At 61.2% G+C, this 14,994-nt stretch carries 16 protein-coding genes; 3 read left to right on the top strand and 13 right to left on the bottom strand.

Features of this window, described 5'->3' with window-relative positions:
• Positions 1-28: 28 nt before the first annotated feature.
• Both yniD and ITX55_RS03600 read right to left on the bottom strand, forming a co-directional pair.
• The gene (yniD, locus tag ITX55_RS23970; protein WP_223525009.1) at positions 29-121 is read right to left on the bottom strand and encodes a small membrane protein YniD; all 93 of its coding nucleotides are present in this window, start codon (positions 119-121) and stop codon (positions 29-31) included.
• Positions 102-296 (bottom strand): hypothetical protein, encoded by a 195-nt coding sequence (locus tag ITX55_RS03600; protein WP_223084873.1) that lies wholly within the window; start codon positions 294-296, stop codon positions 102-104. Before ITX55_RS03600 ends, yniD begins: the two co-directional genes overlap by 20 nt.
• Positions 297-456: 160 nt before the next feature.
• On the opposite strand from ITX55_RS03600, the gene ITX55_RS03595 reads away from it, so the two are divergent.
• On the top strand, positions 457-849 hold the full coding sequence (locus ITX55_RS03595) for an ASCH domain-containing protein (protein WP_033638276.1): 393 nt from the start codon (positions 457-459) through the stop codon (positions 847-849).
• 4 nt (positions 850-853) lie between these two features.
• Positions 854-1,453, top strand: a complete 600-nt coding sequence (locus ITX55_RS03590; protein ID WP_089191602.1) for a C39 family peptidase — start codon at positions 854-856, stop codon at positions 1,451-1,453.
• A 55-nt stretch (positions 1,454-1,508) separates the two neighbouring features.
• Here ITX55_RS03590 and ITX55_RS03585 read toward each other — a convergent pair whose 3' ends face one another.
• The 11 genes from ITX55_RS03585 to yebS form a co-directional block, all read right to left on the bottom strand.
• Positions 1,509-1,748: a YebV family protein gene (locus ITX55_RS03585; RefSeq protein WP_033652110.1), complete on the bottom strand. Its 240-nt coding sequence runs from the start codon at positions 1,746-1,748 to the stop codon at positions 1,509-1,511.
• Between the two features lie 135 nt (positions 1,749-1,883).
• Positions 1,884-2,819, bottom strand: coding sequence for a spore coat protein U domain-containing protein (locus ITX55_RS03580; RefSeq protein ID WP_169539546.1), 936 nt, complete (start codon positions 2,817-2,819; stop codon positions 1,884-1,886).
• A 16-nt stretch (positions 2,820-2,835) separates the two neighbouring features.
• A complete protein-coding gene (locus tag ITX55_RS03575; RefSeq protein ID WP_370632584.1) occupies positions 2,836-5,307 on the bottom strand; it encodes a fimbria/pilus outer membrane usher protein in 2,472 nt (823 codons plus the stop codon).
• 22 nt (positions 5,308-5,329) lie between these two features.
• Positions 5,330-6,097, bottom strand: coding sequence for a molecular chaperone (locus ITX55_RS03570; RefSeq protein WP_046686936.1), 768 nt, complete (start codon positions 6,095-6,097; stop codon positions 5,330-5,332).
• A gap of 20 nt (positions 6,098-6,117) precedes the next feature.
• On the bottom strand, positions 6,118-6,633 hold the full coding sequence (locus tag ITX55_RS03565; protein ID WP_370632589.1) for a spore coat U domain-containing protein: 516 nt from the start codon (positions 6,631-6,633) through the stop codon (positions 6,118-6,120).
• 20 nt (positions 6,634-6,653) lie between these two features.
• Positions 6,654-7,157: a spore coat U domain-containing protein gene (locus ITX55_RS03560; protein WP_033642839.1), complete on the bottom strand. Its 504-nt coding sequence runs from the start codon at positions 7,155-7,157 to the stop codon at positions 6,654-6,656.
• Between the two features lie 2 nt (positions 7,158-7,159).
• Complete coding sequence (locus ITX55_RS03555) at positions 7,160-7,696, bottom strand: spore coat protein U domain-containing protein (RefSeq protein ID WP_046686938.1); 537 nt, start codon at positions 7,694-7,696, stop codon at positions 7,160-7,162.
• A gap of 273 nt (positions 7,697-7,969) precedes the next feature.
• Entirely contained in the window at positions 7,970-8,506 is a 537-nt protein-coding gene (locus ITX55_RS03550) for a spore coat protein U domain-containing protein (protein WP_033652487.1), read from the bottom strand.
• 265 nt (positions 8,507-8,771) lie between these two features.
• The gene (rsmF, locus tag ITX55_RS03545) at positions 8,772-10,208 is read right to left on the bottom strand and encodes a 16S rRNA (cytosine(1407)-C(5))-methyltransferase RsmF (protein ID WP_108680585.1); all 1,437 of its coding nucleotides are present in this window, start codon (positions 10,206-10,208) and stop codon (positions 8,772-8,774) included.
• Positions 10,209-10,310: 102 nt separating this feature from the next.
• Positions 10,311-12,941, bottom strand: coding sequence for a PqiB family protein (locus tag ITX55_RS03540; RefSeq protein WP_108682297.1), 2,631 nt, complete (start codon positions 12,939-12,941; stop codon positions 10,311-10,313).
• The gene (gene yebS / locus ITX55_RS03535; RefSeq protein WP_108682295.1) at positions 12,910-14,157 is read right to left on the bottom strand and encodes a membrane integrity lipid transport subunit YebS; all 1,248 of its coding nucleotides are present in this window, start codon (positions 14,155-14,157) and stop codon (positions 12,910-12,912) included. The genes ITX55_RS03540 and yebS overlap by 32 nt, the downstream gene beginning before the upstream one ends.
• Before the next feature lie 255 nt (positions 14,158-14,412).
• On the opposite strand from yebS, the gene ITX55_RS03530 reads away from it, so the two are divergent.
• Entirely contained in the window at positions 14,413-14,910 is a 498-nt protein-coding gene (locus ITX55_RS03530; protein WP_033642843.1) for a GAF domain-containing protein, read from the top strand.
• The last annotated feature ends 84 nt before the right edge of the window (positions 14,911-14,994 follow it).

Genomic DNA, 14,994 nt, shown 5'->3' with positions numbered 1-14,994 from the left:
GGCGGTTGGCCGGCGTCGTTTTATGGGATTAACCGAACGCTATCGCCGCCCAACGCAACAGCAACAACGCCAGGCAGATCAGCAGCAGCACCCCCACCATTTTACTGAGCTTGTTGCCCATGCGTTTTGTCGCCACGTCGCCCTCTCTTAACTGAAATACCATCGCCGGCGATGGCGATGAGCAACAGCGTCGCCAACGCGACGCTGTTGAGTAAATCGCTGAAGGTATCGTCAGCATCGAAATCGTCTTGCCGCATGTTGCCGCCTGGCGTTGCCATTGAGTGAATAATGTTCACAGTATGCGCCCCGTAGCGCTGAAGGCACAGCGAAGAACGGTAAAAACTCGTAAAGACGGCGCTGGCATAACGCGCAGTCGCGCTTGTGACGGATGCAGACGGCCGCCAATACGTTGTACTATCCTGTCTGCATTGAGGCATTTTTCCAAAAGGTATAATCATGGCGACGGCAATTCCACAGAAATACGAGCACCTTGAGCGTTGGGCGTTCGGCGATACCGAACAGCAGGCCGATGAAGTGGTGCAATTGATTTTGAACGGCACCAAAACGGCGACCTGCTCCAACCTGGACGGCGAGGGCATCCCACAGGCCGGCGATCGGTTCCTGGTGGTGGACGGCAAGGGAGAGCCGGTCTGCGCGGTTGAGCTGACCGCGGTGGAAATGAAAACGTACGATCAGGTCGATGAAGCGCACGCCTTTGCCGAAGGCGAGGGCGATCGTTCGCTGGCGCATTGGCGCAAAGAGCTGCAACGCTTCTTCGAAGAGTACGATCTGTTCTCGCCGGACATGACGCTGGTGCTGATGAATTTCAAAGTCGTCGACAAGTTCTAAACTGATGCGCGCCGTTCCCTACGAGTGCCAGTGGGCGAGCCCGGAGATGGCCGCCGATCTGATCGCCGGCCGCGCGACGCTGGCGCAAGACGAGAATTGGGCGCGCAGCGGCGCCCGCGATCGGGCGGAGTACGTCGAGTGGGCCAACCACGTGTGCGGCATGGCCTGCCTGAAAATGGTGCTGGGCCACCGCGACGGCGCAGCGCCGCCGCTGTTGGAACTGGCGCGCCGCAGCCTGCCTTATGGCGCCTATGTGCGTGAGAACGAGCGGATAAAAGGGCTGATTTACGCGCCGTTCGTCGAGTACGTGCGCGAGCAGTTCGCGCTGCAGGCGGAGGTGAAGGTGGGGTTGGCGGCCGCCGATGTGCCGGCGCTGCTTCATGAATGCCGCTACTTTATCGCCTCGGTGCATCCCGCCATTCGCCGGCCCGAGAACATACCGCCGCAGCGGGGCGGGCATCTGGTGTTGATCACCGCCGCCGATGCGCAAAGCGTGACCTTCCATAATCCTTCGGGCGACAGCCCGGCGACGCGCGAGCGAGTACAGCTGTCACTCAACCGCTTCGCCCACTTCTTTGCCGGCCGCGGCATCGCCATCGCATAAAAAAACGCGCTGTTTCTGATGAAAGCAGCGCGTCGTCAGCCGACTGGATGCATTTTCATGCCACCCGCATCACCCAGGCGTCCGTCTGTCGATCGTAGTGTTGCTTGTACAGCAGCGACTGCTTGCCGTTGAGGATGGCCGGAATGCTGGTGTGTTCATCCCAGCCGTCGAGCTGCATGCACAGATCCGGATCGGACTTGCAGGGGATGCTCAGGGTGCCTGCACGGTCGGCGGTGGCGTGAAGATGCGCGTCATCGACCTCGAAGCTGCCAATTTTTACGACGGTTTTGCTCATGGGAACTCCTTGCTCAATGATGTGGTAGGAGGTTAGACCAGTTAGGTCATCGGTATGAGCATAGCCAAATGAGCAAAAAATGCCACATAAAAAATACATTCTGGCAACATTCGTGCCGGGCGGCTAGCGGCTGCGCTAGTAAGTCACGACATAGCTGACGTTATCCTGATAGGTGCCGACCGGCACTTCGGTCTGCGCCGGATTGACGGCGGCGGTAAAGGGGATGCTTTGCGCCAGGCCAGTGCCGGTGCCGCTTTGCGCGTTGGTGCTGCTCCACACGGTGCTGGTATTGGGCAAATAGATCTGATACTGCAGGAAGTTGCTGGTGCCGCTGATCATTCGCCGCCAGCCGGTGATCGGATTGTTGCCGTTGGTGAAATAGGAGCTGTAAGACTGGGATTTGGTGCAGGTCAGCGTGATGCTTTGGTTGATCGGATTGAATTGCCCCACTAAGGCCATGCTGCCGAAGTTGACGTTGTTGGCGGTGTTGATCAGGCAACTCTTGGTGATGACCGCGGTGACGGTCACGGTGCTGGGTTGATTGGTGCCGTCCCACCAGATGCAAAGCCCTATCAGGCCCAGGCCGCAGATATGGTAGTTCCACACCAGGTTGATGGTATCGGTATAGGTGCCGGCGCTGACGTTCGCGCCGACGACGGTTTTGATATACACCGGAAAGTTGACGTTGGAAGAGATCAGGATCAGCGACAGCAGATTCAGCGAGCTGTAATCGATGGTCTGGCCGACGCTATACGGGTACTGGTAGTTCGAATCCGGGTAGATCAAATAAGAAATTTTATCGCCTGAGCCGTTGCCGTTCAGCAGAGCCATGTTGTTGGTGGTGGAAGCGATCTTGACCGTGACGGTGTTTTGCGTCAGCAAATTGAGCCCGAGCCCGGTGCAGTTCAGCCCCGCAGTGCCTTGGGCGCTTATCTGGCCGTTGTAGACGGCGAAGGAGTTGCTGCTGGGCAGGGTAACCGTGCCGTTGGTGGTGGCGCAGTCCGCCAGCGCGCGTTGTCCACACATCAACAGCAGCGCCGCCAAAAAGATTTTCACTTGCCGAGACATCATTCTTCTTCTCCGTGTGTTACTGGCAGACGAGAGGGCCGACGCGTTGCAGCCCCTGCGGGTTGGCCAGGCTGAAACTGACCTGGCACGGCGGGCCGCCGTCGGCCGGGATTACGCTTAACCGGTTGTGTTGCTGCACCGGATCGATATAGGTCATGCCATCCCACCCGACGTAGCTTTGTTGATTGCCGCCGAGCACCGCCACCTGGCTGCCGTTGGCCAGCGGTTTGCCTTGCGCATCGACCAGCTCGACGTCGGCGGCGGACAGGCGCTGGACGGGGAATTCGACCAGGTAGCCGCTGTGATCGCGGATGGCGACGGTTTTTTCGACCGCCGGCAGGTTAACGTCCGCCGGTAAATTGAGCGGGTCGATTTGGAACTTGGCGTGGTAATACGAGGTGACGGTGGGCACCAGCAGATAACCTTTGTCGTTGGTGACGCCGATGCGCTGGTTCTCGTAGCTGACCGGTATGCCGGCGTAGCCGTCGGTCGATACCAGCGCGAAGGCATCGTTGATGGTGTTGGTGGCATAAACGCCGCCGTTCATCGCTACCAGAGAACCGCTGACTTCGCCCCAGCGGGTGTAGTCGTTACGGTTGCCATACAGCCCGGCGCGGGTTTCCAACAGCGAGGTGCGCCAGGTCACATCCGCCTGACGATAATCGCTGTTGCTGCCCTGGCCGCCGGCATAGGCCAGATTCCAACCGAAACCGCCGTCGGTCGGCGCGGCGCGGCTGTAAGCCACGCGTTCGCTCCAGCGGTTGCCGGCGTCGCGGGCGGTGCTGACGTTGGCGGTGCCCCAGGTATCGAACGGAATGCTGATCTGCAGCTGAGAGCTGTAACCGTCACCGCCAATCTCGCGGTTCGCTGAGGCGTACAGGCTGATGTTGCGCCACAGCGTCAGGCTGTACGACAGGTTGACCAGGCGAGTGCGCTGGCCGATGGCGTCGCGCACGTCGAAATAACCGGCGCCCAGGCTGCCGAAGCGGCTCAGGCCGATGCTGCCGGTCAGCTGATCGGTGCGGCGGCTCAGCCGATAGCTGCTCTTGTAGGTGGATAGATCGCCAAAGTCCGCGCTGCGCAGCACCCGTTGAGCGTTGAGGCTGAAATACTGATTGCTGTAGGTGTAGCTCAGGCTGGTTTGATCGCCGTGTCGGCCGGCGTACTGATAGACCTGCCCGGCATCCGGTTGCTGCACCGGTTGGCCGGTGACCGGATCGTAATACCGCGGCGTGACCGGAGGGGCGTTGAAAGCGTCGCGGCCCGCCTGGCTGTAGCTGTAGGAGGCGTTGAGCACCCCTAGCTGCCCGATGCGCACGCCGGCGCCGGCGCCGGTGACCGCCAACTCCGCCGCACCTTCCGCCCGCCCTTCGATCGTGAGCCAATCCGTGACGCCGTAACGCCCGCTGCCGCTGGCCACCCACTGGCCGTAGTCCGCGGATCGGTAACCGTAGTTTTGGCGCAGCGCGCCTGCCGACAGGCTGAAATCGCTCAACCCGGCCTGCAGCAGCGAACTGGCGACATAGAACGGCACCGTCGTGCTGATCTGGCGGCCGAGCGCATCGGTCGTCACCACCGTCGCCTGACCGGCGCCGTTGATGTAGGGCACGGTATTCAGGGTGAACGGGCCGGGATTCACGTTGGCGGAGGTGTTTTTATAGCTGTTGATGTACAGATCGACGCTGCTCGGCACGGCGGCCTGGCCGGAGAACTGCGGCAGCGGGTAGGTAATGAGATCCGGCCGCGTGGCGAAATTACGCGCTACCTGCAGACCGCCGATGCGCACCGAACTGGTCCAGGGCAGCGAGCCGGTCGTGAGATCGCCGGCGGTATAGCTGAGCATGGTGTCGTCGTCGCTGTAGCGCCAGCTGCTGTCGTAGCGGATATAGCGATTGTTCTGCTGCGTGGCGGTCTCGCCGTTGAAGCTGCTGCGGAAAATGCCGGTGTTGGCGATAACGCCGAAGCCGTCGAACAGGCGCTGTTCGCTCCAGGCGGAAAAATAGCCCGGATTGCCGCGCCCACCGCTTTGGCTGATGTAGGCGTCGTAATTCAGCAAGAAGCCCAGGCTGCTTTGCGCCGGCAGCCGCTGCTCCGGGTTGGCGTCGCCGAGGGTTTGCCTGGGGAGCCAATCGTTGGGCACCGAGATCAGCAACTGCTGCGTTTCGCCGCTGTAGGTGACGTCGACCTTATCCAGTTGATCGACGGCGATCTCTTTCACCTGTTTGTCCGTCACCGGCAGGCCGGCATCGATCAACTGCTGAGGCGTTAAATAGTAATGGCCGCCGCGGTAGGCGACCGGCACGACTTTGCCGGTCGGGCGGCCATTCACCACCGGCTCCAGATACAGCGTGGTATCCGGCATGCTGACGGCGCGGGGCGGCGGTGGCAAATCGTCTGCGGCGGCAGGCGGCGGGCACAGTTCTACCGCCATACAGAGTACGGCCAGGGCCAGCGGCTTGAGCTGCATGCCGCGTGAGGGCGATGGCGACATCCGCATCACCTGCGCCTCGGGCTCAGTAAGACGGAAGGGTTACGGGCTGCTTGTTGTCGTTGACCATCGCCTGCAGCTTGCCGGCGGCAAAACTGCCCGACGGCGGCAGGGCGAAACGCATTTGCGAACCCGGCAGCACATAGCCCAGCAGCCCGTTGTTGAGCGGCTTGCCCTGAATGCTGACCTGCGACAGACGAGCATGCACGATGCCGTCATTGCGCACGTCGAGCCAGCGCTGGCTGTTTTGTTGCAGCAGCCGGTAGCTGAGCTTCGGCTGGTTGGCGGTGGCGTAGTCGCGCGGGTGTTCGAAGTCTTGCTTGGTCCAGACGCCTTTGCCGCTGACGAACAGCGGCACCGAATAACGCATCTGGAATTTCAGCCCCATCTGCGCGCCTTTGTCGGGCGCTGCGCCATCTTTATCTTTGATCGGCACTTCATCGACCAGGATGCGGTAAGCCCGCTCTTGTCCGGCGGCGGCCGGCGTCTGCTTGATCAGGCGAATCAGTTGGCGTTTGCCGGGGAGAATGGTGGCGACCGGCGGGCTGGCGAGCACCTCGCTCTGGTTGCGGTAATCGTCCTTACCGCCGGTTTGTTGCCAGCCCAGCACGCGAATTTGCATGTAAACCGGCTTGCTGTCGCGGTTTTCCAGCCACAGGGCTGTCGCCTGCTGGTTGTCTTCAATAACCGGATCGATGGGCCAAATCAGAATGGAGGCGGCGGCGAAGGCCTGCGGCTGGCCGGCTAACAACAATCCTGCCAGCAGAGGCAGGCGAAGCAGAGTAGTACGCATAATGTGATCCTTTTAAAAGCTCAATAACTCACCGTCACTAAGACCGTATCGTTGTAGGTGCCGCTGGTGGGCAAGGTGCTGCTCGCCATTAAACTGGCGTAGATTTTTATTTCCTGCGTACTGCCGGTGGAGGAGACGGTTTGGGCGGCGCCGCCGTTGCCGCCGTCTCCCCACAAAACGGCGTAGTTGGCATCCTGGTAGAGCTGGTAAATCAGCGTTTCCGAGGTGACCGAGTTCAACAGCTTGCGCCCGCCGGCGATGGAGCCGGACACGTTATTGCCGACGTTCAATCCCAGGGTGACGCTGAGCCCGGGGTTGCAGCGGATCAGGATCGAGCCGGCGCCGGCGCTCGAGACAATTTTTATCGGGCTGCTTAAAGACGCCACCTGGCCGAAGCTCATACTGCCGAACGAGGTAACGTTGGTGACGCCGCTGCCGAGCACGCAGCCTTTGATGATCGAAGCATTGACAGTGAAGCCCTGGCTGACGGTATCGGCATGTGCCGCCGGAGCGCCAAACAGCGCCGTCAGCAGCAGGGTGCGCAGCGTTCCGTTAATCACCAATTTATCGTCACCTGTACCGTGTCCGTATAAGTGCCCGTCGCCGGCGTCGCCTGCACCGGAATCATGCCGTACACCGGCAGCCAGACGCTTTGACCGGTGGCGGTCTGCGTCACGCCGGTGACGTTATCCCAGACGGTGGCGTAGCTGGCGCTGGTATACAGGTTGTAGTTCACGCGGGCGCCCGCCGCGCTTTGCAGATAGCGCGAAGCGGTATTGCCGCTCTGTCCGCCGCTGAGCAGCACCGTGTAACTGGTGCCGTTGTTGCAGTTGATCTGCAGTGCACCGGCGTTCGCCTGGCCGGTCACTTTTATTGCCGTATTGAGGAAGTAAACCGTGCCGAAGTTAAAGGTGCCGAACGTGGTGTTGCCGCCGCTGGTGGTGCCTGCGACACAGGATTTGACCAAGGTGGCGCTGACGCCGACCGTCGCAGTGCTGACGTCGGCGCGGCAAGCGCCTGCCAACGACAGCAGCATGCAGGTGACGGCCAGGCGCGTCATGCTTACCAGGTGACGGTCATGGTGACGGTATCGCTGTACGCGCCTGCCGCCGGGGTGGTGCCCGCGGCGGGCACCAGACCATAGACGATCAGCGGGACCGCCGAGCCGGTGCCGGTGCCGGTCAGCACACCGGTGGTGCTGTTCCACGGCACGGCGTGGGCGCTGTCCTGGTAGAGGTTATAGCTGATGTAAGCGGGCACGCTGCTGGCCATGCGCCGCTGGCTGCCGGAGGCGTTGAGGCCGTTGTCCAGCGCCACGGTGTAGTTGGTGCCGGTGGTGCAGTTCAGCCCCAGGGTGCCGGTGCCGCCGCTGCCGGTGGCGCTGGCGGTGATGACGTTAGCCAGCGACGAGTAGGTGCCGAAGCTGATGGAGCCGAAGTTGTTGGTGGTGCCGGAGCTGTTGCCGCCGGTAACGACGCAGCCGGCGCCGATGGTTAAAGTGACGCCCAGCGTGCCCTGAATGGTGCCTGCCGCAAAGGCGGCGCCAGAGGTGCACAGCAGGGCCGCTGCCGAGGTTAATGCCGCCAGAGTCTTTTTCATCATGGTTCCTTGCCGTAGTAGAGAAGCCTGCCAAAAAGCCCGAAAAATGAGTCAAATGCATTAATCTATTTACAGATTAATTAATAGAATAAGAACGGGAGAATGTCTTGCCGAAAGATTAAAAACTTTATTTATTTTTAAGCGAGATCGCAGGTTGAGTGCAGCGTAAACACATCAGGGGGAATTGTGTTTGAGATAACGAAAGGGTGGATAGGAATATTATTATATTGATGAATAACGGAGCGCCGTGGTGGCGCCCCGTGTCGGCAGGCATCACCAGGTCACGGTCATGGTGACGGTATCGTTGTACACGCCGGCGGCCGGGGTGGTGCCCGCGGCGGGCACCAGACCGTAGACGATCAGCGGGACCGCCGAGCCGGTGCCGGTGCCGGTCAGCACGCCGGTAGTGCTGTTCCACGGCACGGCGTGGGCGCTGTCCTGGTAGAGGTTATAGCTGATGTAGGCGGGCACGCCGCTGGCCATGCGCCGCTGGCTGCCGGAGGCGTTGAGGCCGTTGTCCAGCGCCACGGTGTAGTTGGTGCCGGTGGTGCAGTTCAGCCCCAGGGTGCCGGTGCCGCCGCTGCCGGTGGCGCTGGCGGTGATAACGTTAGCCAGCGACGAGTAGGTGCCGAAACTGATGGAACCAAAGTCGTTGGTGGTGCCGGAACTGTTGCCGCCGGTGACCACGCACCCGGCGCCGATGGTCATTGTCACGCCCACCGTGCCCTGAATGGTGCCCGCTGCGTTGGCTGCGCCACTGATGCACAGCAGAGGTGTTAACGAGAGCAAAACCAGCAGAGTTTTTTTCATCATGATTCCTTGCCATGTCAGAGAAAGTCCGCAAAAACGCCACCCAGAGCTGAGTTGCACGCATTTATTTACTTACATTTAAATTAATAGGATAAGAACGTGAAATTGTCTTTATCAAAGGTCAAAACTTTTTAATTGGCACAGGGCAAGCGTGCGCGGGTGAAATAACGTGATGGTGAAATGATTAGAATAATAACGAATGGTGATGGGAATATTGTTATCTTTATTTATCGCCGGGGAAAGCGGCTCCCCGGCGCCAGGGCGATTACAGGTGAAAATCCAGCGCGCCGTCGCGCACCAGCTCGCGCGGCAGGTTGTTCTTGATGCGGCTGCCGATGCGTTTGGCGATGCCCAGCGGTTGCCCCTGATAGGTGACGATGCACTCGTCGCCCGCCGGCGGCTGCTCAGGGTAGAGATCGCGGCCGTGATACCACTCCTGGGCCAGCGTGGCGTCCAGCTCGAAATGCTGTTTGCCGTCGGCGCCCGCGAGGGCGATCGCCGCTTCGTGCTGCCAACGGAAACCTTTCGGGAAGCGCTCCGCCAGCTTGAGGCCGATACGCGAGAAGCGCACTTTGCCGAACAGCGGCTCCAGCTCGGCCGGGAACAGCCAGATTTCCTTGTCGCGCTCCCACAGCCGGCTGTCATCGCCCCAGGTTAAGCCGGATGCGGCGGCGGCTTGGGCGATCAGCGCCGCCTCTTTGCCGGACAGCGGGCTGAACGGGAATTTACCGACTTTATAGGTCGGCTTCGCCAACGGCGCCACGGCGTGTTTTTTACGCAGGCGGGCGACGAAAAACCCTTCGCTGTCGTAAATCTGCGGGAAGACGTGCAGGAAGCCCTCGGCGGTCAACGCCTTGTCGGCGCCGGGGAACAGCTCACCCAGCGGCTCGATGCTGACCGCGTCGCCATAGGTGTCCAGCAGCCAGCGCACCACCTGCTGATTTTCCTGCGCATTGAGGGTGCAGGTGGAATAAACCATCACGCCGCCCGGCGCCAGCGCATGAAACGCGCTGTCGATCAGCTCGCGCTGGGTGGCGGCGATCTCGGCGACGCTTTCCGGCGACCAGTTGCTCATGGCGTCCGGATCTTTGCGCACCACGCCTTCGCCGGAGCAGGGGGCGTCGAGCAGAATGGCGTCAAAACTCTCCGGCAGCGCGGCGCCGAACACCCGGCCATCGAAGTGGGTCAGCGCCGTATTCTTCACGCCGCAGCGGCTGATATTGGCGTGCAGCACTTTCACCCGGCTGGCGGAGTATTCGTTGGCGACGATGCCGCCCTGATTATCCATCAACGCGGCTATCTGGGTGGTTTTGGAACCCGGCGCGGCCGCCACGTCCAGCACCCGATGGGGCGCTGCGCCGCCGGCGAACAGCGCGCTGACCGGCAGCATCGAGCTGGCCTCCTGAATGTAGAACAGGCCGCTCAAATGTTCGGCGGCGCTGCCCAATCGCAGCTCTTCATCGTCGCGCTCGATCCAGAAACCTTCCGCGCACCAGGGAATGGGTTCCAATCGCCAGTCGTAGTCCCGCACCAGCGCCAGGAAGTCGGTGACGCTGATTTTCAGCGTGTTGACGCGCAGGCTGCGGCGCAGCGGGCGCTGGCAGGCGGCGATAAAATCGTCCATCGCCAGTTCGGCGGGCATGATGGCGCGGGTGGCGTCAAGGAAAGCGGGGGGCAGAAAAACGGCGGTGGATTTGGCCACAGGGCGAACTCTCAGGGTGCAATAAAGACAAGGGCGAGAGTTTATCACAAAGCGGAAAAAAACAGGGCCCGGCATTGCCGGGCCCTGAGGGAAACGCGAAAGTTAATCGCGCGGAATGGCGGTGCCCCAGGTTTTCCAGTCCTTCGGCTCTTCCGGATTCAGCAGGAAGTGCTTGTTCGGTGTCGCTTTCGGCGCCAGCGGAATGGTTGGCGGCGTGGCGAAGGCGATGCCGCCGCGGATGAATTGCTGGAAGGTGCCACTCTTGATTACGCCGCCGGTCAGGCCGAACTGCAGGTTGTAACCCGACGCCAGCCAGAACACGCTGTTGTTGCGCACCAGATGCTGGTACTTCTTGCTGATGCGCAGCGCGACGTGCACCCGATCGGACATGGCGCCGAGGTAGAAGCCGGTGATGGTGCCGACCTCCACGCCGCGGAACAGCACCGGCGTGCCGATCTGCAGCGAGCCGGTTTCGGCCGCGTCGAGCACGACGCTCAGGCCGTCCAGATAGCGCGAGTCGGTGATGCTGGCCTGCTGCAGTTCGAAGGTGCGCAGCTCGCGCCCGCGGCCCGGCTCTACGTTGATATAAGGCTGGAGCAGGGTATCGAGGTTGCTGACGCCGGCGGCGGAGATCTCCGGCGACACGATCGAGAAGCGGCTGCCGAGGCGCGCGAAGGTCTGCACGTATTCCGGATACAGCACCGCTTTGGCCAACACTTCGTTGCGCTCCGGCGCCAGCTGCAGCGACTCCACCTGGCCGACGTCGATGCCGAGGTAACGCAGCGGCATGCCCGCCGACAGCTTGCTGGCGTCATAGGTTTTCAGCGTGATTTGGCTGCCCACCGCGCGGGCGGCGGTTTCGCTGGCGTACAGTACGCGGTTGGCGCCTTTGTTCAGCGTCACGCCCTGCAGGTTGTCGAAGCTGATGGCGCCTTTCAGCGCGCGGTTGAGCGGTGAAGCCTGCACCGTCAGGCCGCTGCCGTTGAGCTGCACCTTGGCGCCGCCTTCGGCCCAGAAGATGCTTTCACGGGTCAGCAACTTACGGTATTCCGGGCTGATGTAGACATCCACCTCAAACTCGTTGGCCTTCGGCCGAACGTTAACGATCTCGCCCACCTGGAATTTACGATACAGCACCACTGAGCCGGCCTGCACGTCCGGCAGGCTGGTGGCGCTGAGGGTCAGTGTGGTGGAAGGGGCGTTGCCGACGATGCCTTCCTCGGCTTTTTCGCTGTTGGCGTACAGCGGATACTGGCCGCCAGGCTCCCCTTTGCTGCCGGGGATAATGCGCACGCCGCCGTCTACCCACTCCTGCGCGCTGGCGCCGAGCACTTCCATGCCGTCTATTCCCAGCTTGACGTCGAGGCGGCTGTTGACCACGAATTTGCTGTCTTTGTGCAGCAGGCCGCGATATTGCGCATCAACGGCGGCGGTGAACACCACGCCGCCGGCGGTCAAGGTGCGGCTCAGGATTTGGCCGACTTTCACGCCGTGCACCACCAGCGGTTGCCCGACGTCGATGCCGTAGCTTTGCGGCGCCGTCAGCGTGACGGTCAACACGCCCGGCTGTTGCAACAGCGTTTCGCTGCTGTCCAGCACGTTGAAGCGCTGCTGCGGTTCGCCTTCACCCGGCACCAGTTCCAGCGTGGTGCCGGTCAGCAGTTGGCTGATCTTGGCGTCGTTGAGGCTGATGCGCGGGCTGCGCATCACGATGCGGGTGCCGCTGCGCATCAGATCGACCACCGAAGGATCGATGGTCAGTTCACCGATGACTTTGCTGTCCTGTTGCAACGTCAGCTTGGTCAGGGTGCCGACCTGCAGCCCCTGGTACATCAGCGGCGTGCGGTTTTCACTCAAATTGTTGCCGCTCGGCAGATCCAGCAGAATATTGACGCCGCGCTGGCTGTGGGCCAGGTCCGGGTAAAGGGTATAGTTCTGATCGCCCTTGGCCTGCTGGCCATCGGCCGGCGAATCGAAGGCGATGGCGCCGTTGACCAGTGCCGCCAGGCTCTCCATCTGCACCGTGGCGCCGGACAGGCTGAAATCGCCCTTGAAGCCGGAGACATTCCAGAAGCGGCTGTTGCTCTTCACCAGGTTGGCGAAGCGGCGGTCGATCAGCACGTCGATGGTTACGCCCTTGTTGCCTTCGCTGATGGTGTAGTCATACACCTTGCCGACCGGGATTTTACGGTAATAGACCAGCGAGCCGCTGTTGAGCGAACCCAGGTCGTCGGCGTGCAGGTGAATCATCAGCTCGCCGGTGTTCAGGCGGTACTTCGGCTGGGTATCGAGCGCGGTGAAGTGGGTTTGCTCCTTGCCGCTGCCGGGCATCATGCCGATATAGTTGCCGCCGACCAGCGCATCGAGCCCGGAAACCCCGGCCAGCGAGGCCTTGGGCGTCACCAGCCAGAACTGGGTGCCTTCGCGCAGCGAGTCTTCCAGATCGCTTTTGATGCTGGCTTCCACCACGATGCTGCGCAGATCTTTGCTCAGGCTGATTTTTTGCACCGTGCCGACCTCAACGCCCTGGTAACGCACCGGCGTGCGGCCGGCGACGATGCCCGCCGCCGATTGGAAATCGATGGTGACGGTGGTGCCGCGCTCCTGGAAATTGTTATAGACCAGCCACCCGGCGATCAGCAGGGCGATGAACGGCAGTAACCAGAACGGTGAAATGCGGCGTTTGTTCTTGACCCGCGCTTCAGTCGGTGTAGTCGGCGTTTCCTGTTGCATGTGCATCCCAAATCAATCGGCTATCGAGCCATTCAACGGCAAGAATAGTCAAAATGACCGCCGAGCCAAAGTAAAACGCGGCCGGTCCCATAGTAAAAGATAACAGTTGATCGCGATTTACCAGCGACATCATCAAGGCGATAACGAACAGATCGAGCATCGACCAACGGCCGATCCAGGTGACCAGGCGCAGCAGACGAATGCGCGTCTTCAGGCTGTGCGAGGTTTTGAAGTGGATGCTCAGCAACAGCACGATCAGCACGATCACCTTGGTGAAGGGCACAAGCACGCTGGCGATGAACACGATGGCGGCGATCGGCACGTTGCCGGAGGTGGCCAATGAGACCACGCCGGAGAAAATGGTGTCTTCCAGCCGCGTGCCGTTGGCGTAAATGATGGAAATCGGCAGCAGGTTGGCCGGTATCAGCAGGATCATCGCCGCGATCAGCGCCGCCCAGGTTTTCTGCAGGCTGTAGGGCTGGCGATGGCACATCGGCACATGGCAACGCGGGCAGCGGCCGCGCGCGTCGGGATAGCCGGTATAGTGGCAGGACAGACAAATGTGCAGCGCCGTCGGCGGGCCTTCCGGCTGTTCCTGCGGATAGTAGCGCTCCCACAGCTGCTCCAGGTTGACGTGGATCAGCGTCAGGATGCTCAGCACCGTGAGCGACAGGTAAGCGATCAGCGCGCTGCCGGGCTGGATGTCGGCGTAATCCTGCACTTTGATCGCCGCCACCGCCATGCCGATCAGATAAATGTCCAGCATTACCCACTCTTTGAGCCGCTCCAGCATCAGCAGCACCGGGCGCAGGTTCATGCCGAGCGCATGGCCGAAACGCAGGTACAGCAGCGACAGCACCAGCGTCAGCGGGGCGCCGATGGTGCAAAACGCCACCATGCTGGCGGTGAGCGGATCGCCCTGGCGGCTCATCTGCCAGATGCCCTCCAGCAAACTGGCGTCGATGCGCGTGCCGAGCAGACGAATGCTGATCAGCGGTTCGGTGAAGGCGAACGGCATCAGCAGCAGCATGGTGATCGCCATGGCGGTCAGGCGCGTCATCGACCAGTCGCGGCCGTGCACCACCTTGGCGTTACAGCGCGGACAATAAGCGGCCTGATTGCCGCTGAGCGGCGGCAGCACAAACAGCAGGTCGCACTCGCAGCAGCGTTGGTGGCGCGCTTTGGAAAGGGGGGCGGTGATCGCGTGTATTTTCATTTTTGACAAGTAGCTGCCCTTGAGCCCGCCGGAACTGTCAGCGTAGCTGAAAAATAAACCGGCCGCGTCACCGGCGTTCGGGCGCCGGACGGTAAAACGAGGTAAACCGGGATTCTGAGCGGCAAACATACCCCGAGCGACGGGGTTTTGTGAAGCAACAGATGATTAACCTTGTGGCTATACGCATTTAATGCTTATTTTATAGGGCCTAAGCTTTGGGCTTCTGGCCATCTTCACTGTTTCAATGGTTATCACATGACAAAAGAACAATTCTACGCGGAATTAAAACGTGACCTGAGCGCGTTGCTCGGCGGGGAAACCAACTTTATCGCGGCGTTGTCCAACGCCAGCGCGTTGCTCAACGAACGTCTGGATGACGTGAACTGGGTCGGTTTCTATCTGATGGATGGCGACCAACTGGTGCTGGGGCCGTTCCAGGGCAAGATCGCCTGCGTGCGCATTCCGGTGGGCAAGGGCGTGTGCGGCACGGCGGTGGCGGAAAATCGCGTGCAGCGCGTCGGTGACGTGCATGCGTTTCCGGGCCATATCGCCTGCGATGCGGCCAGCAACGCGGAAATCGTGCTGCCGCTGGCGGTTGGCGGCCGAGCGATCGGCGTTTTGGATATCGATAGCACGGTTTATCAACGCTTCGACGAACAGGACGAAGTGGGCCTGAAAGCAGTGGTGGCGGGGCTTTGTGAGCAACTGGAACAGTGTGACAGTGCGAAATATGTGACTGTGGCGGCAAGTTGATCGACGGTTAACGTGGCAATTACCGATGGCGTCATTATAATGACGCCTGTTCATGCCTGTGGCTTGTTGGCAATACCGTTGTAA

It is taken from the genome of Serratia sp. EWG9 (genome assembly GCF_019913725.1).
GTDB lineage: Bacteria > Pseudomonadota > Gammaproteobacteria > Enterobacterales > Enterobacteriaceae > Serratia > Serratia ureilytica.
Note: the sequence above shows the minus strand (reverse complement) of the source record. Positions and strands in the feature narration are given on the sequence as shown.

Coding starts and splice junctions, on each gene's coding strand:
- yniD (WP_223525009.1), bottom strand. CDS start 121: ATGGGCAACAAGCTCAGTAAAATGGTGGGGGTGCTGCTGCTGATCTGC.
- ITX55_RS03595 (WP_033638276.1), top strand. CDS start 457: ATGGCGACGGCAATTCCACAGAAATACGAGCACCTTGAGCGTTGGGCG.
- ITX55_RS03590 (WP_089191602.1), top strand. CDS start 854: ATGCGCGCCGTTCCCTACGAGTGCCAGTGGGCGAGCCCGGAGATGGCC.
- ITX55_RS03585 (WP_033652110.1), bottom strand. CDS start 1,748: ATGAGCAAAACCGTCGTAAAAATTGGCAGCTTCGAGGTCGATGACGCG.
- ITX55_RS03580 (WP_169539546.1), bottom strand. CDS start 2,819: ATGATGTCTCGGCAAGTGAAAATCTTTTTGGCGGCGCTGCTGTTGATG.
- ITX55_RS03575 (WP_370632584.1), bottom strand. CDS start 5,307: ATGTCGCCATCGCCCTCACGCGGCATGCAGCTCAAGCCGCTGGCCCTG.
- ITX55_RS03570 (WP_046686936.1), bottom strand. CDS start 6,097: ATGCGTACTACTCTGCTTCGCCTGCCTCTGCTGGCAGGATTGTTGTTA.
- ITX55_RS03560 (WP_033642839.1), bottom strand. CDS start 7,157: ATGACGCGCCTGGCCGTCACCTGCATGCTGCTGTCGTTGGCAGGCGCT.
- ITX55_RS03555 (WP_046686938.1), bottom strand. CDS start 7,696: ATGAAAAAGACTCTGGCGGCATTAACCTCGGCAGCGGCCCTGCTGTGC.
- ITX55_RS03550 (WP_033652487.1), bottom strand. CDS start 8,506: ATGAAAAAAACTCTGCTGGTTTTGCTCTCGTTAACACCTCTGCTGTGC.
- ITX55_RS03540 (WP_108682297.1), bottom strand. CDS start 12,941: ATGCAACAGGAAACGCCGACTACACCGACTGAAGCGCGGGTCAAGAAC.
- yebS (WP_108682295.1), bottom strand. CDS start 14,157: ATGAAAATACACGCGATCACCGCCCCCCTTTCCAAAGCGCGCCACCAA.
- ITX55_RS03530 (WP_033642843.1), top strand. CDS start 14,413: ATGACAAAAGAACAATTCTACGCGGAATTAAAACGTGACCTGAGCGCG.